At 38.2% G+C, this 22,673-nt stretch carries 23 protein-coding genes; 6 read left to right on the top strand and 17 right to left on the bottom strand.

What is annotated here, in order from left to right; translation table 11 throughout:
- Window positions 1–21: 21 nt before the first annotated feature.
- The 4 genes from OQX63_RS14400 to OQX63_RS14385 all read right to left on the bottom strand — a co-directional run bounded on the left by OQX63_RS14400 (window position 22) and on the right by OQX63_RS14385 (window position 5,177).
- The gene (locus tag OQX63_RS14400; protein ID WP_265851552.1) at window positions 22–780 is read right to left on the bottom strand and encodes a lysophospholipid acyltransferase family protein; all 759 of its coding nucleotides are present in this window, start codon (window positions 778–780) and stop codon (window positions 22–24) included.
- Between the two features lie 36 nt (window positions 781–816).
- Entirely contained in the window at window positions 817–1,278 is a 462-nt protein-coding gene (gene tnpA / locus OQX63_RS14395) for an IS200/IS605 family transposase (protein WP_265851551.1), read from the bottom strand.
- Between the two features lie 763 nt (window positions 1,279–2,041).
- A complete protein-coding gene (locus OQX63_RS14390) occupies window positions 2,042–2,596 on the bottom strand; it encodes an NUDIX domain-containing protein (RefSeq protein WP_265851550.1) in 555 nt (184 codons plus the stop codon).
- A 94-nt stretch (window positions 2,597–2,690) separates the two neighbouring features.
- The gene (locus OQX63_RS14385) at window positions 2,691–5,177 is read right to left on the bottom strand and encodes a TonB-dependent receptor domain-containing protein (RefSeq protein WP_265851549.1); all 2,487 of its coding nucleotides are present in this window, start codon (window positions 5,175–5,177) and stop codon (window positions 2,691–2,693) included.
- Between the two features lie 216 nt (window positions 5,178–5,393).
- On the opposite strand from OQX63_RS14385, the gene OQX63_RS14380 reads away from it, so the two are divergent.
- Both OQX63_RS14380 and OQX63_RS14375 read left to right on the top strand, forming a co-directional pair.
- Window positions 5,394–6,320 (top strand): NAD(P)-dependent oxidoreductase, encoded by a 927-nt coding sequence (locus OQX63_RS14380; RefSeq protein WP_265851548.1) that lies wholly within the window; start codon window positions 5,394–5,396, stop codon window positions 6,318–6,320.
- A gap of 377 nt (window positions 6,321–6,697) precedes the next feature.
- A complete protein-coding gene (locus OQX63_RS14375; protein ID WP_265851547.1) occupies window positions 6,698–7,165 on the top strand; it encodes an OsmC family protein in 468 nt (155 codons plus the stop codon).
- A gap of 73 nt (window positions 7,166–7,238) precedes the next feature.
- Here OQX63_RS14375 and OQX63_RS14370 read toward each other — a convergent pair whose 3' ends face one another.
- Window positions 7,239–9,119, bottom strand: coding sequence for a M1 family metallopeptidase (locus tag OQX63_RS14370; RefSeq protein WP_265851546.1), 1,881 nt, complete (start codon window positions 9,117–9,119; stop codon window positions 7,239–7,241).
- Window positions 9,120–9,394: 275 nt separating this feature from the next.
- On the opposite strand from OQX63_RS14370, the gene greA reads away from it, so the two are divergent.
- Window positions 9,395–9,868: a transcription elongation factor GreA gene (gene greA / locus OQX63_RS14365; protein ID WP_010603520.1), complete on the top strand. Its 474-nt coding sequence runs from the start codon at window positions 9,395–9,397 to the stop codon at window positions 9,866–9,868.
- Between the two features lie 88 nt (window positions 9,869–9,956).
- Window positions 9,957–10,355: an HIT family protein gene (locus OQX63_RS14360; protein ID WP_265851545.1), complete on the top strand. Its 399-nt coding sequence runs from the start codon at window positions 9,957–9,959 to the stop codon at window positions 10,353–10,355.
- Between the two features lie 58 nt (window positions 10,356–10,413).
- Here the strand turns inward: OQX63_RS14360 and OQX63_RS14355 are convergent, their stop codons facing one another.
- Window positions 10,414–11,277: a hypothetical protein gene (locus OQX63_RS14355; protein WP_265851544.1), complete on the bottom strand. Its 864-nt coding sequence runs from the start codon at window positions 11,275–11,277 to the stop codon at window positions 10,414–10,416.
- 174 nt (window positions 11,278–11,451) lie between these two features.
- Here OQX63_RS14355 and OQX63_RS14350 point away from each other — a divergent pair, with 174 nt between their 5' ends.
- A complete protein-coding gene (locus tag OQX63_RS14350) occupies window positions 11,452–12,090 on the top strand; it encodes an RNA polymerase sigma factor (RefSeq protein WP_265851543.1) in 639 nt (212 codons plus the stop codon).
- Window positions 12,087–13,271, top strand: a complete 1,185-nt coding sequence (locus OQX63_RS14345) for a hypothetical protein (RefSeq protein ID WP_265851542.1) — start codon at window positions 12,087–12,089, stop codon at window positions 13,269–13,271. The genes OQX63_RS14350 and OQX63_RS14345 overlap by 4 nt, the downstream gene beginning before the upstream one ends.
- Here the strand turns inward: OQX63_RS14345 and OQX63_RS14340 are convergent.
- From OQX63_RS14340 to OQX63_RS14290, 11 genes are all read right to left on the bottom strand, one after another.
- Window positions 13,268–14,158 (bottom strand): pirin family protein, encoded by an 891-nt coding sequence (locus OQX63_RS14340; protein ID WP_265851541.1) that lies wholly within the window; start codon window positions 14,156–14,158, stop codon window positions 13,268–13,270. The genes OQX63_RS14345 and OQX63_RS14340 overlap by 4 nt on opposite strands.
- A gap of 663 nt (window positions 14,159–14,821) precedes the next feature.
- The gene (locus OQX63_RS14335) at window positions 14,822–15,922 is read right to left on the bottom strand and encodes an NADH:flavin oxidoreductase (RefSeq protein ID WP_265851540.1); all 1,101 of its coding nucleotides are present in this window, start codon (window positions 15,920–15,922) and stop codon (window positions 14,822–14,824) included.
- An 11-nt stretch (window positions 15,923–15,933) separates the two neighbouring features.
- The gene (locus OQX63_RS14330; RefSeq protein WP_265851539.1) at window positions 15,934–16,236 is read right to left on the bottom strand and encodes an ArsR/SmtB family transcription factor; all 303 of its coding nucleotides are present in this window, start codon (window positions 16,234–16,236) and stop codon (window positions 15,934–15,936) included.
- Between the two features lie 279 nt (window positions 16,237–16,515).
- Complete coding sequence (locus tag OQX63_RS14325; RefSeq protein ID WP_265851538.1) at window positions 16,516–17,046, bottom strand: hypothetical protein; 531 nt, start codon at window positions 17,044–17,046, stop codon at window positions 16,516–16,518.
- Window positions 17,047–17,141: 95 nt separating this feature from the next.
- Complete coding sequence (locus OQX63_RS14320) at window positions 17,142–17,540, bottom strand: winged helix-turn-helix transcriptional regulator (RefSeq protein ID WP_265851537.1); 399 nt, start codon at window positions 17,538–17,540, stop codon at window positions 17,142–17,144.
- Between the two features lie 120 nt (window positions 17,541–17,660).
- On the bottom strand, window positions 17,661–17,855 hold the full coding sequence (locus OQX63_RS14315; RefSeq protein ID WP_090984532.1) for a hypothetical protein: 195 nt from the start codon (window positions 17,853–17,855) through the stop codon (window positions 17,661–17,663).
- Window positions 17,856–18,065: 210 nt separating this feature from the next.
- Window positions 18,066–18,290 carry a CDGSH iron-sulfur domain-containing protein gene (locus tag OQX63_RS14310; protein ID WP_010600649.1) on the bottom strand — a complete coding sequence of 75 codons (225 nt, stop codon included), beginning with the start codon at window positions 18,288–18,290 and terminating at the stop codon, window positions 18,066–18,068.
- Window positions 18,291–18,374: 84 nt separating this feature from the next.
- Window positions 18,375–19,061: a GNAT family N-acetyltransferase gene (locus OQX63_RS14305; protein ID WP_265851536.1), complete on the bottom strand. Its 687-nt coding sequence runs from the start codon at window positions 19,059–19,061 to the stop codon at window positions 18,375–18,377.
- A gap of 137 nt (window positions 19,062–19,198) precedes the next feature.
- A complete protein-coding gene (locus OQX63_RS14300; protein WP_265851535.1) occupies window positions 19,199–20,107 on the bottom strand; it encodes a S1 family peptidase in 909 nt (302 codons plus the stop codon).
- A gap of 60 nt (window positions 20,108–20,167) precedes the next feature.
- Window positions 20,168–21,262: a thioredoxin family protein gene (locus tag OQX63_RS14295; RefSeq protein WP_265851534.1), complete on the bottom strand. Its 1,095-nt coding sequence runs from the start codon at window positions 21,260–21,262 to the stop codon at window positions 20,168–20,170.
- On the bottom strand, window positions 21,259–22,629 hold the full coding sequence (locus OQX63_RS14290; protein WP_265851533.1) for a TlpA family protein disulfide reductase: 1,371 nt from the start codon (window positions 22,627–22,629) through the stop codon (window positions 21,259–21,261). The genes OQX63_RS14295 and OQX63_RS14290 overlap by 4 nt, the downstream gene beginning before the upstream one ends.
- Window positions 22,630–22,673 lie beyond the last annotated feature (44 nt).

The raw sequence follows: 22,673 nt of genomic DNA, 5'->3' as shown, positions 1-22,673 counted from the left end.
TCCTTAATGAGATTAATAAAATTATAAAGTAGCTGGCTGCGCCATTGGTTGACCTAAAACTTTTCTGATTTCGTTCTCTACCTCCAGCGTAATCTCGTTCGGTGGTTTTACTCCCGGTTCTATCGGCTTTAAAACCGTCCATTTTAGCGCATTTCCTGTGGTTAAAGGAAACATGCCAAAACGCACAATTTTCCATGAGTTTTCTATGGCCACCGGAACGATCAAAGCATTAGGCACCACTTTTAATAAGGTCGCTATGCCACCAAATTGGAATGTTTTCAGTTGTCCGTCTTTTGCCCGTGTTCCTTCCGGGAAAATAACGGTGCTCCAATTATGTTCTTTCATTCTACGGCCAAGTTTGATAATTTCAGAAATGGCCTGCTTATTATCTTTCCGGTTGATGTTTGCCCCGCCTCCTAAACGAAGGTTAATGGATATTGATGGAATGCCTTTGGTAAGCTCAATTTTAGAAATAAATTTTGCGCTGTATTTTCTTAAGAACCAAATTAAAGAGGGGATATCGTACATACTTTGGTGGTTTGCTGCAAAAATAATAGGCCTATCTGTTGGCAGATCGTATTCATTTTTAAAACTGATCGAGTTAAAAAGGAAAAGCTGGCAATAGGTCAGAAAAAAATTAAGGATATCTACCGAAACCTTATGTGCTTTATAGCCAAAAAGCTTAAAACAAAGCCATTGTACAGGATGGAATATACAAAGGGTTAATCCAAATAAAAAATAAAATATAGGGCTTAAAATATATCCGAAAAGCTTGCTCATCTGGTTGATTTAATGGATGGCAAAGATAATAATAAATTATGCTGGTTCTTTGAAGATATATTTTTCTTCATACTTGATCTCAAACATTTTTAAGAAAAGGTTATATTCCTCAAGAAATGTCTTCTTTTTATGATGTTGTTCCTGGTTTTGGATGTACTGAATAACCTGTTGGATATGGCTTTTTGAATAGGAAAATGCACCATAACCTTCTTGCCAGGCAAATTTTCCTGAGCAGAATCCCTGATCGTTTATCCATTTTGAACTTTCTGTTTTTACATTTTGGATCAGACTAGAAATAGATTGGTGTGGACTCATGCCAATAAAAATGTGGATATGATCGGGCATACAATTAATCTGGATCATTTTGTGGTTATTCGCCTGAAATATTCCAGTAATATACTTCAGGAGCCTTTCTTTCCAATCCGCCTTGATTAATGCAGCTCTGAATTTAACTGCAAACACAAATTGAATATGCAATTGGGTGTATGTATTTGGCATGGCATTCTAAATTAAATCAACATTAATTTCCTCTGAAACTTAAATTCCTAGTTGTACTGTTTTCTAACTGGAATTTATTCCCGTAACTCTAAAAATTTTAGGATGATTTGCTTTATGGAATTAGGTCTAGCGTTTTAAACAAGCCCCTTAAAGCGATGATACGCTCTGTTCCCTGATCTTTTGTTAAATTAAAAATTATTTTTCAATTTTCAAAAGACTAAGCCTTTTTTTCGCACGAAACGTTCCAACGGAACGAAAATTTTAATTGTATTATTTTTTTACATAGGATTTGTTCCTACGGAACAGCAAATATTTAGTTGTTTAGCATTTGAGTTAATCTGTGAGCCAAGGTCTTGAATGAATGATGTACCATAAGGCATATGCAAAGCTAAGCCTTAATGTGCTATTGAACCCGGTATTTAGCGGTTTAGCATTTGAATTAATCTGTGCCCGAAGTCGTTGAATGGATGACGTATCATAGAGCATATGCAAATCTGAGCCTAATGTGCTCTGATGACTAATATTTAGCAGTTCAGGATTTGAGTTAATCTGTGCCCGAGGGCGTTGAATGGATAACGTATCATAGGGTATATGTAAATATAAGCCTTAATGTGCTATGAAATCCGGTATTTAGCGCTTTAGCATTTGAGTTAATCTGCGCCCCAAGGCCTTTAATGATTAATGTCCCATAGGGACATATGCTGGGTAGAAAAATATGGAATATTTTTTATGTTCCGTTAGGAACATTTGGTGGTTATGGCCATTACAATTCCCCATTTGTGATCATAAGCTTCGCTCTTAGGATTGCTGCGACACTCATCGAATCGGTAATCTCTCCATTCATAACCATTTGATAGGCTTCTTCGAAAGACAATTTTTTAACTACAAGTTCCTCCGTTTCTTCGGGCATGGCAATACCTTGAATAAGATCGGTAGCAACATAGATGATGCTCAATTCGTCGCTTACAGAGTTGGAAAGGTGCATCCTTTGAATCTCTTTCCAGTTTCGGGCACTCATTCCCGTTTCTTCCAGTAATTCTCTTCTTGCACTTTCTAATGGTGCTTCATGGTGTGGCCCTCCGCCTTCGGGAATTTCCCAGCTATAGGCATTTAATGCATATCGGTATTGACCAACCAGCCAGGTATTGTAGTTTTCATCTAATGGAAGAATTCCGATAGCCAGATTCTTAAAATGAACAGTGCCGTAAATCCCCTGGCCGCCAGATGGGTTAATAACCTGGTGTTCGGTTAAACGGATCCAGTTGTTATCGTATTTTACTTCGCTCTCCAGCGTTTTCCAGGGGTTGATCTCTTCCATGATCGCAAGATAAGCAATCATCTTATTTTATAGTAGTTGGTTTTCTGCAATAGCAAAAAAAGAGCCTAGAAATGATTTCTAAGCTCTTTGGTTATTAAAATGATCCTTCATCAGGGCGGTTGTCCTGCTCTTCTTTTTTCTTTTTATTTGTGCCGGTAAATGTGGTTTTTCCAAAGCGATAGGAGAAAGTTAAATTTCCCATTGTTCCCTGAAACTGGCGTTCAAAATCAACAATGGTAGCTCTATCTTCAGTGGTCATGCTCCATCTTCTGGTATTAAATACGTCTCTAACATTGAAACTTAAAGATGCTTTTTTGTTCGGGAAATCATATTTGGCGCCGCCATCAATTCCATACATGGCATTGCGTTTTCCCTGAGCCATCACTTCTGGTGCCCTATAGTCGCCGCGTACCTGTAACGATAAATTTTTAACTACTGTTAAATTTCCGGTCAGGTTGGCGTTCCAGCTAAAGCCACTGCTTGATGGGATATCAAATCGTGCATCGCCAGCAAATTTTGCCTGGTACAAGTTTACGTTTGTGGTGAAATTTAAAGCTTTAATCAGGTCAAAGCGGCCAATTAATTCTAACCCGCTGTTAATCTGCTTAGATAAATTTTGAGGGGTTGAGGTAATAATTCCATTAACCGGTATACTTCTTACTCGCTGGATCACATCATTGGTTTGACGGAAATACAAGCTTGAGGTTAAGGTTACTTTTTTCCAGTATTTGCTATAACCCAATTCAAATGAGTGTACATCCTCCGGTAATAAATTCGGGTTACCACCTCTGTAATTCAATGGATCGGAAACATCTAAAAATGGATTGGTATCCCATGGACGTGGACGGTTTACACGGCGCGTATAACTCAGTTGAAGCTGGTTGTCGCCTTTTAGTTTCTGCGTTAAGAACACACTTGGGTATATCCTTTTGTAGTGGATATTTCCCTCGGCAGTGGTTAATACATTGTTCGTGTAGCCTTCCAGATGGGTATCTAAACGCGCATCTTCCCCCCTTAAACCTATCTGATAACCAAAATCTTTAATCTGGTTCTGGTAATTGAAATACAGCGCATGCACCTGATCTTTACTATCAAAACCGTTGATCAATTTATTATTGCTGATATAAATACTGCTGTTGGTTAAGATCGAATCTGCATATTGATCATTTTTTCCTAAGCGGATCTGGCTACGGTAACCCACTTCAATTTTACCCGCTTTACCTACTGGCAAGGCATAATCCGTCTGAATATTGTAGTTGGTATTGTTACCAGTATTAAATACACGCTGTAAACTCAAGGTTTCATCAATGGGCACACCATTACGGTTAGTGGTATTGGTACTGTAATACTGATCGTTGTTGTTAGTGCCATAAGAATAACCAAAATTAAAGGTCAGTTCTTCTTTCGGTTTCTTAAACTTCTGTACGTAATCTAAATTTGCGTCATAACTTGATCCAAAACCATCGGTGTTATTCGTTCTGTTGCTGATTAGAACCGGCAATTGGTTTTTATCTAATTGTCTGATGTTGAGCAGATCGTTACGCTCATTTTCTCTTGAGTTAAAGCCACCCGATAGGCTGATTACACTTTTAGGGGTTAAATAATAATCTATACCGGCTTTGGCATTGTGTCCTTTATCCAATGAGTTGGAAACTGTATTTTGGCTGGCAAACCTTGTTCTTAATGAATCTGATTTATAGGTGATGTCCTGAAAGCCGCCTCCCACACGATTGCCGTAACGATAGCCATAGTTTCCATAAATATTGACCTTACTGTTCTGGAAACTTAAATTGGTATTGGCATTATAGTTATCGCGGTTACCTGCAGTTAAGGCAACTGAACCGTTAAAGCCAAGTTTTGTATTTTTCTTAAGTACAATGTTAATAATACCTGATTGGCCTTCGGCATCGTATTTTGCCGATGGATTGGTAATTACCTCAACACTTTCAATAGAGCTGGCCGGGATTGATTGCAGGATCTGTGCTACGTTACCGCCAGCGATTAAAGATGGTTTTCCATCAATTAATACTTTAACACCCGAAGAACCACGCAAACTCACATTGCCATCCATATCAGTAGAAACGGAAGGAACATTCTGTAATAAATCGCCTGCAGAACCACCTTCGCTGATTACGCTCTGATCTACAGCAAAAACCTTTTTATCGATTCCCATTTGCATGCCTTGTTTTTGGCCGGTTATGGTAATTTCGCTTAATACATTACCTTTTGCCGTATTCATTTTAATGTCGCCAAAATTTAAGGTGCCTGTGCTGGCCGTTATGGTTACATTATCCCTCACCATGGTTTGGTAACCAACAAAACTGATTTTAAAAGTAAAGGTTCCGTTAGGAATATCGGTCATGACAAAAGCACCGTTCACATCGGTCTGGGCTATTTTTGCGTTTTTGGCCGTAGCTTTATCAATTAAAACCGCTGTGGCAAAGGGAATGGTTTCTTGTGTTTTTGCATCTTTAAGTACTCCGGTAATTTTTGCCTTTCCGCTTGTTTGTGCGAAAATGTTAAATGATAAGCTTAAAAATAAAAGGGTAATTTGTATAGTTCTTGATTGTAAAAGTCTCATTAAAAATAAAATTTCGTGTGTTTTTATAAAGGGAGACAAAGTAACGGCAACTAAGTTTAATAAATGGGGCGTAACTATTTTATTACAGCCATTTTATAGTAATATTTTTGTGGGTAATCTGCAGTTCACAGTTTACAATTGGCAGTTTTCAGTCTGCCAGTAGCAATGATAGAATATTACAATTGATCAATCTGCAAAATGTTACTTTTGTACATTATGAAAAGGATATTAATTGTTGATGATCTGCACCCTGCATTTAAAGAGCAGGCCATTGCCATGGGCTACCAGGTTGATGATGAGCCACAGATTACCCGCCAGCAAACATTAGATAAAATAAAGGATTATACGGGCATTGCCGTACGTACGAAATTTAGGATTGATGCCGAGATTTTTGCTGCTGCTACCAATTTAAAGTTTGTGGCCAGGGCAGGGGCTGGGTTGGATAATATTGATGATAAAATTGCCTTTGAAAGAAATATCGAATTGATTAATGCACCCGAAGGCAACTGTGATGCTGTTGGCGAACATGCCACAGGTTTGCTTTTATCTTTAATGAACAACTTCCGTAGGGCTGATATCGAAATTAGAAATGGTATTTGGGATAGGGAAGGGAACCGTGGTTACGAATTGAAGGGCAAAAAAGTCGGGATTATTGGTTATGGTTTTATGGGACAAAGTTTTGCAAAGAAACTGGCTGGTTTTGAGGTTGATGTAATGGCTTACGATAAGTATAAAACAGGCTTTTCTGATGCTTTTGCCCGTGAGGTGAGCATGGAGGAAATTGTAAAATACAGCGATGTGCTAAGTTTACATATTCCTTTAACAGCAGAAACCAAACAAATGGTGGATGATGAATATTTCTTTCATTTTAAAAAGCCCATCTTCTTTATCAATACCGCCAGGGGAGAGATTGTAAATACCGCTGCGGTACTGAATGCGATTAAAAACGGAAAAATTTTGGGTGCTGGATTGGATGTGCTGCAAACGGAAAAATTTCCGGCCTTGGGAGAACAGCCCTGGTACGATGAATTAAAGAATAACGAAAAAGTGATTTTAACCCCACACGTGGGTGGTTGGACGTTCGACTCTTACCGTAAAATTTCTGAAGTTTTGGTTGAGAAGTTAAGCGGGCTTAGTTTTTAGTATAATTCTTGGTTATTTGGTTTTGAAAAGCACAGGCACTGCTAGTAGTTAAGGCTCTGTCCTGCTTTTCATTACAAGTCCTCGCTACGCTGTGGGCTTTTCATTACAATCAGGTTTATATTGTTCGGCTGCAACCTGCAACTCTTAAAATAAACTACTGCTTTTGCCATTTAGCCCTGGGTGAAGCGTTACCCTGCAGGGCAGAGGTACGAAGCCCAAAGCGTATAAGCGGAACACAGGAGCCAATTTATTTTCTTACACAAGCCACGCGCTCAAAATAAAAATTAACAGCTATTTAAACTCAATACTTAGGTTTAAAAAAGGTATAAATCTCCATTTTATTTTCTTAAATTGGCTATAATCTAACCAGTTTAATTATGCCGAAAGATCATTTATATTCAACCACCGTTACCTGGACGGGCAACAAAGGATCAGGTACAATGGATTACCGTTCGTACGATCGTGATTATGTAATTTCAGTAAAAGGTAAGGCCGATATTGCAGGTTCGTCTGATTCTGTTTTTTTGGGCGATAAATCTAAATATAACCCGGAAGATTTGTTGTTAGCCTCAATTTCCAGCTGCCACATGCTCTGGTATCTACACTTATGTTCTAAAAATGGAATTGTGGTTATTGATTATAAAGATGAAGCTGTAGGTACCATGGAAGAATTGGCTGATGGGAGCGGCCGTTTTAGAGAAGTTACGCTGCATCCTCAGATTTTAATAGCCGATAAGGCACATTACGAACTTGCAGCGTCGCTACATCATGAAGCCAATAAAATGTGTTTTATTGCCAATTCATTGAATTTTCCGGTTAAACATGAGCCGGTTCTCAGTTACTAGTTTGCAGTTCTCATTCAACAGTTTTCAGTTGGTAGTTTGATATAACTGCCAACTGAAAATTGCAAGCTGCTACTTATTTCCCTTTCCAAATATTGTCTTTCGGTGTGGCATCTACATAAATGCCGTTATCCAAACTGATTGACGTTATTTTTTTAGTGGTATTAACCATGATATTAACTTCTTTCTGGTTTGCTTTCCAAACCGCTGGTGTTTGGTGTATGGTATCAGTTTTACCATCTGCGTAAGTGACTACTACATCAAAGGGGATTGCAAAACCACCAACATTTTTAACAGTTACCGTCGATTTTTCTTTTGCAGTTGTTACTTTGCTAATGGCTAAATCGAGGTAATTATTCGTGAAGAACCAATTCTGGAAAAACCAGTTTAAATTCTGCCCGGAACCTGCATTCATGGAGTTAAAGTAATCCCATGGAATAGGATGTTTGCCATTCCAGTTGCTCATATAGGTATGTAGTGCTTTTTTGAACAAGTCATCGCCCAGCATATCCTTAAGCGCTAAATAAGATAATGAAGCTTTCCCGTAAGAGTTATTGCCATAACCTGCACCAGAAACCTGATCAGACATTGAAATTACAGGCTGATCTTCTTCTGCAGATTTATCGTTAATGTAGTTGTCTACTCTAAATTTTCTGTAAAAATCATCAGCAGCCTGTTTACCATGTTCGGCAATCCCAATTAAATATTCGAATGTAGTGGCCCAACCTTCATCCATATAGGCATAACGGGTTTCGTTTATACCCATATAAAAAGGGAAATAAGTATGTGCCACTTCATGATCCTGAACCAGTTGTGCAAATACAGGGTCGCCAAATTGCGAATCGTTCACCATCATCGGATACTCCATGTCGGCAAAACCCTGAAAAGCAATGGTTTTTACATAAGGATAGGGAATACCTGGCCAATTGTTCGAAAACCAGTCTAAAGCGTTAAGATTGTATTTAACAGAATTGATAAAGTCCTTTCCTGTAGTTGGGTTGTAGGCAGCCTGGGCACTGGCACGGCGATTGGTTTTTTTATCTACAATTACGCTGGCACCGTCCCAAACGTAGTGGTTGCTCAAAGCAAAAGTGACATCGGTAATGTGATTTACCGCGAACTTCCAGGTATTCCAGTCTTTTTGTTGCGTTACTTTACCATCCTTCATTTCCTGCTCGGTAGCGATATGGATTACTTCGTCTCCGTTATATGATTTTTTTAAACGGGCAGAAATCTCCGGTTGCAATACTTCATCCGGATTCAGGAAATCTCCGGTTGCATACACCACATAGTTTTTAGGGGCTTTGATCGTGAATTCGTAATCATTAAAGTCGTTATAGAATTCAGCCCTATCGGTATGTGGAATGCGGTCCCAGCCATTATAATCATCGTATACCGATATGCGCGGATAGCTGTAAGCCACAAAAAATGAGTTTGGATCAATCTGTCCCTCACGTCCGCTTTCTTTTGATAAAGGGTAATCCCACTCAATTTTAACCGTAATTTTTGATTTTGGTAATAAAGGTTTTTTCAGCGTTACATTACCAACTGTTCCCCAGCTTTTGCTATCCACTTTATATTTTTGGCCATCTACCCAAAAGGCCTTAATATCTAAGCCTGTACTTAAAAAGTCTTCACTTACAGCACCGCTTCTTGGTGAGGTGGGTTTGTGCAGGTTGTTTACAAAGCGGATGGCCAGATTTTTTAAGGTATCGGAACTGTTGTTACTATATAAAATTTCTTCTTTACCGCTAACTACTTTGGTTTCGGCATCTACCTGAATATCCATGTTGTATTTACCATGGTTTTGCCAATAATTTGGACCAGGTTTCCCATTAATAGCACGCGTACCTTTCGCATAGGCAGCTTTAATATTCCGGGGCATGTAAAGTTCCTGTGCAGAAACCGTATAACCACTCAGGCAAACGAGGAGGGCAATAGAAAATAACTTTTTCATTTTTTAAGAATAATTTAAGCTAAATTAAAACTAATGATTGAATTTTGAGTACGTGTATAATTGAATGTTACGTGTCTGGTTAATTTTGTCTGTAAAGGAAACAGGTTGGTGTAAAAAAGGGTCGCTAAATCTAAAAATCCGTTAAATGTTAATCTTTTATTTGCTTTTGTAATTTCCACATTTTATCTTCGTTATAATTGAAGCAAGACTATGTAGCAAACCAACTATATAGTCTTGTTTGTTTTTTATAGCGTTTGAATAAAATTAATAGAGCAATGACAGAGGTAACGTATTACACCCAAGAAGGGTTAGATAAATTAAAAGAGGAAGTTCATTATTTAACTACCACCGGTCGTCAGCTAATATCTAAAGCAATTGCAGAAGCAAGGGATAAAGGTGATTTATCGGAGAATGCCGAATACGATGCTGCTAAAGAAGCGCAGGGATTGCATGAAGCAAAAATAGCAAAATTAAAAAACACATTGGCAAATGCCCGTTTAATTGATGAGTCTAAATTGGATTTGTCAAAAGTATTGGCATTATCTATTGTAAAAATAAAAAATGTTAAAAACGGTGCAACCATGACTTACCAATTGGTGGCCGAAAGTGAAGCCGATTTAAAAACCGGAAAAATTTCTGTTAAATCGCCAATTGCACAGGGTTTGTTGGGTAAATCTGTAGGCGAATTTGCCGAAATCGAAGTGCCTGCAGGTAAAATGCAGTTTGAAGTTCTAGAAATTTCGAGATAAGCGAATAGCGTTTGGCGGTAAGTGATTATTAAAACGCCTGTCGCCAAACACTTAACCCTATGCCTTCCACCCTTTAACCTTCCACCTTATGACTATCTTTTCAAAAATCGTTGCAGGCGAAATCCCTGCCCATGTTGTTGCTGAAACTGTAGAATATCTGGCATTTTTAGATGTTTCGCCATTAACGGCCGGCCATGTGCTGGTGATACCAAAAACTGAAGTGGATTATATCTTTGACATGGAGGAAGATCTGTACGTTGGTTTGTGGATGTTTGCTAAAATTGTAGCTAAAGGTGTGAAAATAGCTTTCCCATGCAAAAAAGTGGGCGTTTCGGTAATCGGATTGGAAGTGCCGCATGCGCATATTCATTTAATTCCAATGAATAATGTAAGCGATATGAATTTCAGTAAAGAAAAATTAAAGCCAAGCAATGAGGAATTGGCTGAAGCAGCTGAAAAAATTAAACAAGCTTTACTCGAGGTATAAAAATGGTCGGCTGCGTAAACACAGCCGACCATTCAATATTTTCTAACCTAAAATATTTTTATTGTGCCGGTGCAACCGTAATTGTGGTTGAAACATAAGGCCAAAGTGTGCCGATACCACCAATGGTAATACCTTTGTTATCTCCTCTTTTTGTATCTCCTACAAAATAATATAGTGGCCATCCTTTGTAGGTAAGTTGTTTTTTATTAACGCTGGCTACAGTAATTACACCAAGGTCCGTTTTTGCAATCACGGATGGAACATTCAGGATCTCAGAAGTGTAAACTGGCCAGATTCCTTCTTGCGTTGTACCCTTTGTATAGTTATTTACTCCATTTTTATCAGGAGCGAAAGTGTAAAGTGTTCTGCCAAATGCATCTGTAAAGTATTTAGTAAGTCCGGTCCCTTCCACATAGGCACTGGTATAACTTTTGGTATCGGCACCTACCAATTGTGCATTGGCCAACATTAATGAATAATCGGGCTTCGCTACAAACCATGTTCCACCAACTCCATCACCTTTAATATCACCTTTTGCGGCATCACCTGCAAAATAATAAAGTGGGTAACCACGGTAAGTGCTTTGTTTACGTCCATCAGTACGGGTAACTTCACCAACATCGGCTTTGTTGAGGTTTAAATCTGTACTGGCATCTGCTGAGTAATATAGTGGCCAAGCGGTTTCACAACCATCAGTACAGGTTGGTGTACCCCCAGCATCGTTTGCAAAAAAGTATAAGGTTTTGCCGTCTTTATCTGTTAATACAGATCCGAATTTAGCATCGGTGGCCAATTGGATTCCCTTATTGTTATTGGGAACAGGTGTAGTTGTAGGTTGGTCTGAACTATTTTTTTTGCATGCAGTAAATACCATGGCTATACACACAACAGCCAATAGATTCTTTTTTAAGTAGATTAGCATAAGATTTTTGTTTTTAGTTTTAACTTTAATAAAATTGATATGCCGCTATTACGCCTACAAGTTTTAAATGGTTGCTTTCATGATGAATATTTTTAAACCAAATGAATGATATAAAATATTTCTAAAAAAGTAATTTTTGAAGCAACCTTTCGTTGTTCCTCATCGTAATGTATTTTGAAAGGAGAGTTTGTGACCGCTAAGCGCGACAGAGAAGATATTATACAAAAGTATATTCAAGGCTGCATTAGAAATGAAAGAGATAGCCAAAAAGCGCTATATCAACATTTCTATAGCTTTGCTATGGGTATCTGTTTGCGTTATGCAAACGATCGGTTGGATGCTGCGGGAATACTGAATGATGGCTTTTTTAAAGCTTTTAAGAACATTGACAAATATGAACCTACCAAAGCTTTTTTACCCTGGCTTGGGCGCATCATAACCAATACTGCTATTGATTACTATCGGGCAAATCTAAAATTTGCAGATCATGTAGATATTGTTGATCATGAAGATGTAGCGCAGGTAAGTTCTATATATGATAAGTTGGCTTATCAGGATTTACTGGCACTGGTGCAAGAACTAAGTCCGGGTTACCGAACCGTTTTTAACCTATTTGCCATAGATGGATATACGCATGAAGAAATTGCCGAAATGCTTGGGATATCGGTAGGTACGTCAAAATCTAACCTGTTTAAAGCAAGGCAAAAATTACAGGAAATGTTAAAAGCTACGGAGGCGAAAACTTACCAGGTAAGGAGTTCGGAAGTAGACAGGAACCTTTTACAGGTTAGGTTAAACACAAATACGCAATGAAAGAGGGAAAAGATATAGATAAATTATTTAAGGATGGATTGGAAAATCCTGACCTTCCTTTTAATGATTTAGATTGGGATAGTCTGGAGGAGAAGTTGCATCCATCACCAAAAAGGAGGGTAGTGCCATTGATGTGGTTAACTGCTGTGGCTGGAATAGCTGCATTGTTGCTGGTGGTGTTTTTATTGGCTAAACCAAGTGCTGATCAATCTAAAAACAATCTGGTTAAAGCTAGGACAGAAAAAAACAAAAATATAGATAAGCCTTTAAATGATAAACCAAATTTAATTAAAAAGCCATCAGATGAGAACGCTTCTGCCAAAAATGGGGGAGAAAGTTTATTGGCTGGCAATAATAATACAGACAAAGCTGCCAATAGGCAAAATACCGCTGAAACACAATTTGTAGAAAAAATTTTTACAAAAATTATGGAAGCTGGCAGTGATCCTGGTAACCAGTTAGTTAATGTGATTTATAAACCGGAAATAAGGACTGAAACGGAACCAATAGCATTTGAAACGCAAAACCTTGTATTAGCGCCTGCTCATGGTAAGATAGCAAAAATTAAAGAGCCAATTTTTAAGAAAAAGTCGCGATTGATATTAAGTATTCTAGCTGCACCAGATTTAACTAGCGTACAAAAGTCTGGGCAAAGTAGCTTAAGTGGCGGTTTTGGCCTGGAGGCAACCCTAATTCTAACCAAAAAATTAAGTGTTACTACAGGTGCATCTTATGCAAAGAAAATTTACAATTCAGATTTTAGTTTATACAAACCCAATACAGACTATGTATTTGGTGTAACACCATCAAATATCCATGCCAATTGTGATGTACTGGATATTCCGCTCAATTTAAACTATAAAGTTTTTGATAACCGACGGAATTCCATTTCTGTAAGTACAGGCTTATCCAGTTATTTAATGTTAAAAGAGAAATATAGCTTTTCTTACACCGGCACTTACCAAGGTCCTCAGGATTTCGAAGTAAAAAATGAAAACCAGCATTATTTGGGTATTGCCAATATTGGTTTAGAATTTCAGCACAAAATCAATCGTAATTTAAGTATCAGTGCTAAACCTTTTATGAAAATTCCGTTAACGAATATAGGTTATGGCAATACCAGGCTATCGTCAACAGGCGTGGCCGTTTCGGTAAATATGAATCTGTTTAGAAAGAATTAATGTTTAATGTTGCGAATGGGATCTGGTAAAGGAACAAAATCAGTTTCTCCCGGTACAGGTTTAAAAGTTTGTTCCAGCCACTTTGTTTTGGCTTTTTCAATCAATTCCCTATCAGAGGCAACAAAATTCCAGTAAATAAAACGTTCCTCGGGAAAAGGTTCGCCCCCGAAAATATAAACCGTAGTGTTTTCGTGCATGGTAAATTCGCACAGTTTGGCGTCATTTGCTATTAAAATTTGGCGCGGTTCGAAAATATGTCCATCGCTCTCTATTGCTCCTTCTAAAATATACAACGCACTTTCGCCAAATAGGTAATCGCCAATATTTACTTTCTCCCGGTTTGTACTTTTTAATTCTAAAAAATACAGCGGACTGTACACTGGAACGGGAGATTTATACCCAAAAGCTTCTCCGGCAATTAATTTAAAATGTACGTCATCTTGAGTCCAGGTTGGAATGTCTGCCTCTTCTACATGGCAAAATTCAGGCTCCATTTGTTCTAAAGCTTTAGGTAAGGCTACCCAGATCTGTAAGCCATGGAGCATTTTATCGGTATGACGAAGGTACTCTGGGGTCCTTTCTGAATGTACAATGCCACTGCCTGAAGTCATCCAGTTTACCTGCCCAGGTTTAATTACAACATCCGATCCCAAACTGTCTTTATGTGTAATTTCGCCTTCGAATAAGAAAGTTAAGGTAGATAAACCAATGTGCGGATGGGGTGGAACATCAAGGTTTTCATGATCACTCATTGCAGCAGGGCCCATATGATCAATAAATGAAAATGGCCCAACCATACGTTTCTCTCTGAAAGGCAGGAGTCTGCCAACCATAAAATTGCCAATATTTGCGGGCCTTTCTTCGATAATGAGTTTAATGTTCGACATGGGATGATCAATTTTTTGATGATGTGAATTTAAGGAAAAAGGATGGGATTTAAATTGAAATTCTATTCGTCACGTCATTATAAGCGAACATGATATCGGGTGCAACGGAATTGATAATCTGCCTGGATAGATCTCTCCATTCCGCGATGCTCCAGTCGAGATGACGAAACCCAGTACCAAAAGGAGTACCTCTTTTGGGTTTTGGAAAGCAAGTGCAGAGGCTTTTAGGCTATTGTATTCCCGCTCCCGCTTTGATCGGGTTTAGGCGGCTACGACATTGCTACTGTAAGAAGTAAAATAAACCCGACCGACAGCGTTATCCCGGCTTTTTCAGCCGGATTAAGCAAAGGGCGGGGCTGGAGCAACCGAAGTATCACAGGCATTGCTTTCCTCATGATAGAAAAAGTTTTATTTTATTGAATGCTTTTATTGGATAAAATAGTTTCTTCCCAATGTCAGATGGTAACATCTGACATCACAGATACGTCTTCAATATTTCCATCGAATAAAATAATTTCTTTTCGTTGTTATGATAACACCAGAGGTTGCCAATAGATCTCTCCGTTTCGCTGTGCTGCAGTCGAGATGACGGCGAGCTCATTTAACAAAAAAGCATCCCTTTCGAGATGCCTTTCTAAACTTGAAAAGAAAAAATAGGGTTTTTTATACCAATTGCATTAAAGCTTCTTTGCTAAAGCCTTTCAATTCTTCCATACGGTTATTTTTAATTTTTTCTACCCAGTTCGGATCTGCTAAAAGCGGACGACCAACGGCTACTAAATCAAAATCGCCACGGTCCATTCTGCGTACTAGTTCCTCTAGCGAGCTAGGCTGTGAGCTTTGGCCTGCAAAAGCACCAAAGAAATCTCCGTCCAAACCAACTGAGCCTACTGAGATGGTAGTTTTACCGGTTACTTTTTTGGCCCATCCTGCAAAATTTAAATCAGAACCTTCAAACTCGGGCTCCCAGAAGCGGCGTTGCGAGCAATGGAAAATATCAATTCCGGCTTCGGCCATTGGAGTTAACCATTGTTCCATTTCCTGCTCATTTTTAGCTAATTTAAAATCATAAGCAGCCGGTTTAAATTGTGATAAGCGGATAATTAAGGCGAAATCTTCACCAACTCGTTTCCGTACTTCTTTAATTACTTCAACAGCAAAACGGGTACGTTCGGCTAAGGTTTTACCCCCATAAATATCGGTGCGGTTATTGGTCGCATCCCAAAAAAACTGATCGATCAGATATTGGTGCGCGCCATGTATTTCAACGGTGTCAAAACCCAGAGCCTTGGCATCAGCCGCAGCCTGACCAAAAGCAGCAATGGTATCGGCAATAGCTGCATCCGTCATCGGTACGCCGTTTTCAAACCCAGGGCTGTTAAAAGATGAGGGGCCTTCAAATGGCGTACTTGGTAACCAACCAGAAGCATGATTTGCATGAATACCCTGGTGCCATATTTGCGGCCCCATTTGCCCACCGGCCTGGTGAACTTCATTAATTACCTGCTGCCATCCTGCTAAGGCTTCGGTACCGTAAAAATGTGGAATGTTGGGATCTGATGAAGAAGACGGGCGGTTAATTACCGTTCCCTCTGATAAAATTAAACCTACTTCTCCGGTTGCTCTTTTTGCATAATATGTTGCAACTTCAGGTGTTGGCACACCACCTGGAGAGAATGATCTCGTCATAGGTGCCATAACAATTCTATTTTTGATATTTAATGTTTTAAGGCTAAATGGCCTAAATAAACTATCTGTGTTCATATGTTTCTAAATTATAATTCGGTATTGATGATATTGCTTAATTTTTTTAAACCTTCTTTATTGCGTTTGTAATAAGTCCATTGGCCCACGCGTGTAGAGTTGATTAAATCAGCACGCTGTAAAATAGACAGGTATTCGGAAATGGTACTCTGTGATAAGCCACTTTTAATCTGGATCTGCCCAACGCAAACACCAACATTTTCAAAATCGGCATTTGGCTGTTCTGGAAAATGTAATTCAGGCTCTTTTAACCAGGTTAAAATCTGTAAACGTGTTTTGTTAGAAAGGGCTTTAAATATTTCTACTTGATCCATGATGCAAATGTATATCGACTTTTCCCGATATACCAATTAAATGAATAAAATTTACACTTGGATGTAAAACTAATGGATGGATAAAAATGGAGTATGGTATATTCTGAAAATTAAAAGATGCTTCGCCTTGGCTCAGCATGACAAAGAAAAATAGATAAGAAAAAAAGCTAAAAAAGAACGGGGATAAATCATACCGACCTATCCCCGTCATCTAAATTAACGCTCTCATATGTATAAACAACCAAAAAGGTGATTTATTATATATGATGTAAAATATTTTTATTTTTTTGTTGCAGGCTTTTTAGCTGCTGCTTTTGTTTTCTTTTCGGCTACCGGAGTTTCTTCTGTTGCCTCAGCTTTTTTCTTTGCAGGCGCTTTAGCTTTTTTAACTTCTAATGCAGGCTCTTCAGTTGCTTCGGCTTTCTTTTTAACAGGTACTTTTTTCTCTTTTTCCCCGGCAGGCGCTTCTTCAACCACAACATCCTTCTTAGCTGGTGCTTTAGCTTTTTTTACTTCAGTTGCAGGTGCGTCAGCAACGGGTTCTTCTTTAGGTGCTGCTGCTTCAGTTATATGATCTTGTTGCAGGTAGTTTGCAAGAATCTGTCTTAAATATACCTCTGGTTTAGGCATATTGATGATTGTTCCTGGTTCTTTATCCTGAGATTGTTTAATGTAAGCTGATTTAATTTTGCCCCAATCTTTAGAATAAAGTCTGATAAACATTTCTACAAATTGTTCATCTGTATATTTTTTAGGCAACCTACCCAGCACTGCCTGAATTTTTTCTTCTTTTTTATGTAATACCGCCATGGATTTTATTTTGTACAAAGATAACCGAATTTTATCATTATCGGTTTTTTGCTTTTTTGGCGAAAATAGATGGCCCAGGAGGTTAAATTTAACTCCTAACGAGAAGCTGTTACTTCTGCTTCGGCTGATTCGGTTTTTCTGTTCTTAACCAGACGTTCGCGATGTTTTAATCCCCAATCTCTTAATTCATTAATTACTTTATCTAATGATTCGCTGTATGGGGTAAGTTCGTAGGTTACGGTAACTGGAGTGGTAGAGTATACTTTGCGGATCACAAATTCATTCAATTCCAGATCTTTAAGTTCTTTTGATAATATTTTTGGCGTAATTTCTCCAAGCGATTTTTGGATCTCATTAAAACGTTGTGGTCCTTCTTGCAAAGAAATAATCAAGGGTAACTTCCACTTACCATTTAATACATAGAGTGCATCTTTTACGGCGTTTAAACTTGCCGTACAGGTTTCTTTATTATGGTGTTGTTTTGTTGGCCCCATTGTACAAAGATATAAGCTTTCCTAAAGGATATCACTATCCTTTAGGATATTAATACCCTTAAGATAGTTAAAGGTGAATAATTGTTCTCACGGTTTGAAACAGTAACTAAACATCAGTTATTATTTCTTCCAGCCTTTTTGCATCTTTTTGTAGGCTTTTTTACTGATCTTCGACTTTTTCTTGGATCTCGATTTGCCTTTTTTCTTTCGGGCATTAATGTTGTTTACCAATGAGTTTTTAACGCCCAACTTATTCTTTTTTTTGCCTTTCTTTTTATCCTTTTTCTTTTTGCTTTTTTTCTTCTCTTTTGCCATGATATAACTTATTTATTCATTTAACACCGAATGGTATAAAAAGGTTCCGGTAAAAAATGGCGTAAGCAGAAAAGTGGTCAAATAATTCTTTTAGCAATTAAATGAAGTATATCCAGGCATCATCACCAATTGGTAATGGTTTCATTGAGCCTTAAACAAAAAAGCACCAATCTATTAAGACCGATGCTTTTATGCTTTTAATACTGTTTATTAAACTTTTTTTGGGGGAAGGTCGAATGCAATCGCTTCGTGCTCAAAATGCCCATTATGTGCGCCATCGCAAAAAGGTTTGTTTTTAGATAAACCACAACGGCAGATCGAAAGTACTTCTCTGCCCTGTAAGCCATAAACGTTTCCGTTTCTATCTACAATTTCGAAATCGCCCTCAATTTTAACAGAGCCGTTATTGTTAATGGTAAGTTTTGTTTTAGACATGTTTTGTTATTTGTCCGGCAAAACTAAGCCATAAAAACCGAAATTTTCAGCAAGATTTCTATTTAGAAACATTCTCCCTTGAATCTATAAATCCTCTTTTTTAATCACATAGGCAATCATATCGGTCCTGATTTCGAAACCCAGTTTCTGATAAAGCTTGATGGCAGCCTCATTATCGTTCTTCACATGCAGAAAAGGGATTTCGTTGCGGAGCAATATGCGCTTGATCTGCTCCTGCAGGATCTTAAAGGAATAACCTTTCCCCAAATGATCGGGATGGGTACAAACCGCGCTTACCTCGCGATAGGGGCTAGGGAAAAAGCGGTGACCAGCCATTGAAGCCAGTTTTCCATCCACGAATATGCCGGTATAATTGCTCAATTCTATGGTTTTGGACAGGAAAGGTCCCGGTTTGGTCAGCTCTACCAGATCGATCATTTCATTAACATGATTCAGATCTAGATCTGTTATTCCTGTTGCATCTGGTGTGGGGATTTCTTCGCCACGAAAAACCAATTGAAACATATTGATATGGGTTAATAGGTTCCATTTTTCAGGTATTTCTACAGGTGTTTTGGAGAAAAATACGAAAAGGCTTTCTGCCTGACTGATCTGATAGAGGGTGTTTAGATTCGCCTGCGAATTATCTTTTAAGCCGGCAAATACAGTAATATCTTCAGTATAATATTTAACCTCGTTAATGCCTTTTGAGAACTGGTTATGACCAGATGTTAAGGCATAATAGATCGGATTATCCAATACGTGTTCCATTTGGCAAAGATATTAAATACTTAATCAGGTGGGGGTAAATTTTGGGTGGATTTGCGGTATGCCATTTTTAAAGATTGCAAAAATACCCGCGGTTTTTAGTCGCGGGCATCTGAAATAGCTGTTAATATGAAGCTAATTTATTGATTTGATTCCGAACGAATCAGTTTCCATAATGATTCTACAGGTACTGTATTCTTCACTACCATTTGCATACTCGGGTTCATTTCACTATGTGTGTACATTTTGGTGTTTGAAACCGTTCCCACAACACGTCCGTAAACATCCAATACAGGGCCACCGCTAGATCCGGTTGCATAATCTGCAGAGATGGCCATCATTTCCCTGAAAAAATGGGCATCATCTGGTCCAGCTTCTTCCATGTATTTGTTAGTTACGTTACCCTGGCTAAAAAAATAATGCATTCCCTTTGGATGTCCGAGTACAAAAACCTGATCACCAACATTTGCGGATTTTGCAAGAGGAAGGGCAGGCAGCATATCTCCATTTGTTTCCAGTTGTAAAATGGCCAGATCATTTTTTTTAGATGCTGTTAATATGGATTTAACTGCATAAACGTGACCATTTGCCAAGCGCACCGTAAATGCAACAGGTTTGAAGCCATCATGCATATCTGCATAGGTATTTACTACGTGATAGTTTGTTACCACAATTCCTTTAGCATCAATTACATAACCTGTTGATTCGCTCAAATGCGTATTTGAACACTTCGGGCAAAGATAAGAACAGCCAACAATCAGGATAGATTTTTTGGCCAACTCGTACAATGCATTTGGGCTTAAAGCCTTTTTGGTATCTTTTGCTAAATTAATTTCTAAAGTAATAGAAGGTACTTTTAATACCGCCAAGGCCGCGGTTGCAGTTACTGATTTTGTTTTGGTTAGTAAAGAATCTACACTTTTTTGGTAATCAGCTAAAATCTTTTGATCGTTGGTAAAATCCTGTGCACTTGCAGAGCGTGCTGTAAGCAATAGGCCAGATAGCAATACAATTAACTGCAATTCTTTTTTTATTCTAAATAGATTCATGGGAATTTTAATAAGTCCGGCCAGCTCGATTGGCCGGACAAGTAAAGAAATTTTTTTAGCCTATTTAGTTATTACGGTTACTCTTTCCTGGTAAGATTTGGCTTCCTTAGCCAAAGACTTGGCACGGTCTTCAAAATAACTCATAATTGCAGCCTTTTGTTCAGGAGTAGCTTTAGCTAAATTCTGCATTAATATTCCTTCTAGAATACCTTTGTATGGGGTTTCGCTAGGTAAAGTAGAAACACGACGTTTAAAGTAACGGATCATACCATCCAAATCCTTATTCACCACAAACAGAGCGATGCGGCACATGTGGTTTTCAGCTTCGAACTGAGGTAACTTAAGTAAGCCAATGGTATAAGCCACATCTTCCACTTCCTGTGGCGTGTAGAAAACTTTATATCTGGCACCGGTTTCAGTTGCAATACTGTACATGTCCTTACGTATTTTGTCGAAAAGAATCCTGTTGGTTATTTCAGTACCTAAAGCCTGGTCAATGCTGCTTTTATCCATCATTAGTTTTCTGAAAAAAGGCGTTCCAAATTTAGTTGTACCTAAAGCAACTTCCAGGTAATCTCTGCTAAAGCGTTCGTAATCCTCCGAATTATCAAATAACTCATTTAACACAGGTACGGGATCTTTTGAATTCTGGTAAAGCGCCAGGGCGTAAGGCAAACCTGTTATTAAACTTTTGTTTGCTTCATAAGCAGCTTTGTATCCTGGTAAGGAATTTTTTGGATCTAGTGCCGCTTTTACTTTCGCAACAAATTCTTCTGCGTTTGATTTACCTACAACCCGGTTAATTTCTTGTCCTTTTGCATCTAGAATAAGAAAAGTAGGATAAGCCGTTACATTGTATTTTTTTGCAAGTTCTTTTCCTTCACCCTTTTCCATATCAAACTTTACAGAAATAAATTTTGGGTTAAAATAATCTCCGGCAACTTTTTTTGGAAATTCGTATGAAGCCATCTCTATGCAGGGTACGCACCAGGTAGTATAACAGTCAACCAGTATAAATCTGGGGGCTGCAGGGTCAGAAGCCTTATTCATGGCTTCTTGCAAAGTAATAGTTTCAAAATTGATACCCTGAGCAAAGGTAGGTTTCCAGCCTAATGTGCTTAAGCAAATGATGGTAAGAATAATTAATTTTCTCATTTTGTTGTTGATTTTTCTCCTTTAAGGGTAGATTCAATAAGGGCTTTTAATTTAGCATCAGTAGGACGAGGGGCATCAATGCTCACTGTTTTTCCGTTTTTATCAAATAAAATAAATCTAGGGATTTCTGTTACTTCATAGTCGCTAACAACAGATCCTTTGTTGTTGGTAAACAAGTGTAGGCCAGATAATTTTTTCTCTTCTACCATTTTTTGCCATTTGGCTTTATCGGTATCAATGGAAAGGCTTAGAAAAACTACATCTTTACCTGCGAAAGATTTTTCCAATTCTTCAAGTGCTGGCTGCTCTTTAAGGCAAGGCGCACACCAGGTAGCCCAAACATCAATAAATACCACTTTACCTAAGTTGTCTGATAATTTGTGCATTTTACCAGCAGCATCAGGATAAGAAAAATCAATCCAGTCTCCACCAGGTTCTTGCATACGAGCTCTTTTCAACATTACTTTCATTTTATCACGCTGCTGATTGGTTTGCATATACTGCTCATTACGTTCCAGGTATTGAACAAGATTCATGTTTGCGCCTCTTTCTGCCTGTGCAACAATAAATTTAGCTTTCAGCTCCTTATTAGAAATTTCTGGGATGAGTATATCGGCAGCCATACCTTGTTTCGAATTATAGATGATATGTTTCACAAAGGCGAAGTAAAGCATGTAATGATAACCCATAGGCAGGTTCCATATATTGGCATCTGTCCATTTTTCATCATTATAAAATTTTACCAGACTCTCAGGATATTCATCTTTCTTCCCGATGTTTAAACCAGAAGCAGTTGGAATAATCACATCATATCTATAACTATAAGTTAAAAAATGTTTAGCCTGTTTATCGAAGGCTGTGTTTCCGGTATTGATATTTTTAATAAACTGCTCTACCGGTGCTTTAAGTGAATCAATGATTCTCAGATACCCGTCAGAAGGTAACGTGTAGCCATTTTTGGTATAACCATAATTTCTAAGTGGCTTTATCATTTTGTACCAGTCTGCAAATACCTGGTTTTCTTTATTGATAGTCCCTGAATAAACAATTTGTCCGTCACCAGCGTCTACATTCAGTTCCTCGCCAGCTTTCAGGTAAACCGCATACTGTTCATCAAATACCCCTACATAACGGATGGTATTAAGATCTTCTTTCTTTACTTCTCCACGAAAGATTTGGTCTTGTCTGCTTTTTACCATCGGGAGAATAACCTCAATCTCACCATCTTCAGGTTTGGAAAAGAAAACCTCTTGAGTTTCCTTGCCATTTGGCAAAAGCTTGTGGAATTTTCCTTTAATGACAGCGGTTTGTGACCATGATGATGCAGATATCGCAATCATCGCAGAAAAAATTAGTGTTTTTTTCATTATAGTTTTGTAATTGTTTAAAAGTTGGTAAGTTTAAAATTGCT

Source organism: Pedobacter sp. PF22-3 (genome assembly GCF_026239555.1).
Classification (GTDB): domain Bacteria; phylum Bacteroidota; class Bacteroidia; order Sphingobacteriales; family Sphingobacteriaceae; genus Pedobacter.
Note: the sequence above shows the minus strand (reverse complement) of the source record. Positions and strands in the feature narration are given on the sequence as shown.

Coding starts and splice junctions, on each gene's coding strand:
- OQX63_RS14400 (WP_265851552.1), bottom strand. CDS start 780: ATGAGCAAGCTTTTCGGATATATTTTAAGCCCTATATTTTATTTTTTA.
- tnpA (WP_265851551.1), bottom strand. CDS start 1,278: ATGCCAAATACATACACCCAATTGCATATTCAATTTGTGTTTGCAGTT.
- OQX63_RS14390 (WP_265851550.1), bottom strand. CDS start 2,596: ATGGAAGAGATCAACCCCTGGAAAACGCTGGAGAGCGAAGTAAAATAC.
- OQX63_RS14385 (WP_265851549.1), bottom strand. CDS start 5,177: ATGAGACTTTTACAATCAAGAACTATACAAATTACCCTTTTATTTTTA.
- OQX63_RS14380 (WP_265851548.1), top strand. CDS start 5,394: ATGAAAAGGATATTAATTGTTGATGATCTGCACCCTGCATTTAAAGAG.
- OQX63_RS14375 (WP_265851547.1), top strand. CDS start 6,698: ATGCCGAAAGATCATTTATATTCAACCACCGTTACCTGGACGGGCAAC.
- OQX63_RS14370 (WP_265851546.1), bottom strand. CDS start 9,119: ATGAAAAAGTTATTTTCTATTGCCCTCCTCGTTTGCCTGAGTGGTTAT.
- greA (WP_010603520.1), top strand. CDS start 9,395: ATGACAGAGGTAACGTATTACACCCAAGAAGGGTTAGATAAATTAAAA.
- OQX63_RS14360 (WP_265851545.1), top strand. CDS start 9,957: ATGACTATCTTTTCAAAAATCGTTGCAGGCGAAATCCCTGCCCATGTT.
- OQX63_RS14355 (WP_265851544.1), bottom strand. CDS start 11,277: ATGCTAATCTACTTAAAAAAGAATCTATTGGCTGTTGTGTGTATAGCC.
- OQX63_RS14345 (WP_265851542.1), top strand. CDS start 12,087: ATGAAAGAGGGAAAAGATATAGATAAATTATTTAAGGATGGATTGGAA.
- OQX63_RS14340 (WP_265851541.1), bottom strand. CDS start 14,158: ATGTCGAACATTAAACTCATTATCGAAGAAAGGCCCGCAAATATTGGC.
- OQX63_RS14335 (WP_265851540.1), bottom strand. CDS start 15,922: ATGAACACAGATAGTTTATTTAGGCCATTTAGCCTTAAAACATTAAAT.
- OQX63_RS14330 (WP_265851539.1), bottom strand. CDS start 16,236: ATGGATCAAGTAGAAATATTTAAAGCCCTTTCTAACAAAACACGTTTA.
- OQX63_RS14325 (WP_265851538.1), bottom strand. CDS start 17,046: ATGGCGGTATTACATAAAAAAGAAGAAAAAATTCAGGCAGTGCTGGGT.
- OQX63_RS14320 (WP_265851537.1), bottom strand. CDS start 17,540: ATGGGGCCAACAAAACAACACCATAATAAAGAAACCTGTACGGCAAGT.
- OQX63_RS14315 (WP_090984532.1), bottom strand. CDS start 17,855: ATGGCAAAAGAGAAGAAAAAAAGCAAAAAGAAAAAGGATAAAAAGAAA.
- OQX63_RS14310 (WP_010600649.1), bottom strand. CDS start 18,290: ATGTCTAAAACAAAACTTACCATTAACAATAACGGCTCTGTTAAAATT.
- OQX63_RS14305 (WP_265851536.1), bottom strand. CDS start 19,061: ATGGAACACGTATTGGATAATCCGATCTATTATGCCTTAACATCTGGT.
- OQX63_RS14300 (WP_265851535.1), bottom strand. CDS start 20,107: ATGAATCTATTTAGAATAAAAAAAGAATTGCAGTTAATTGTATTGCTA.
- OQX63_RS14295 (WP_265851534.1), bottom strand. CDS start 21,262: ATGAGAAAATTAATTATTCTTACCATCATTTGCTTAAGCACATTAGGC.
- OQX63_RS14290 (WP_265851533.1), bottom strand. CDS start 22,629: ATGAAAAAAACACTAATTTTTTCTGCGATGATTGCGATATCTGCATCA.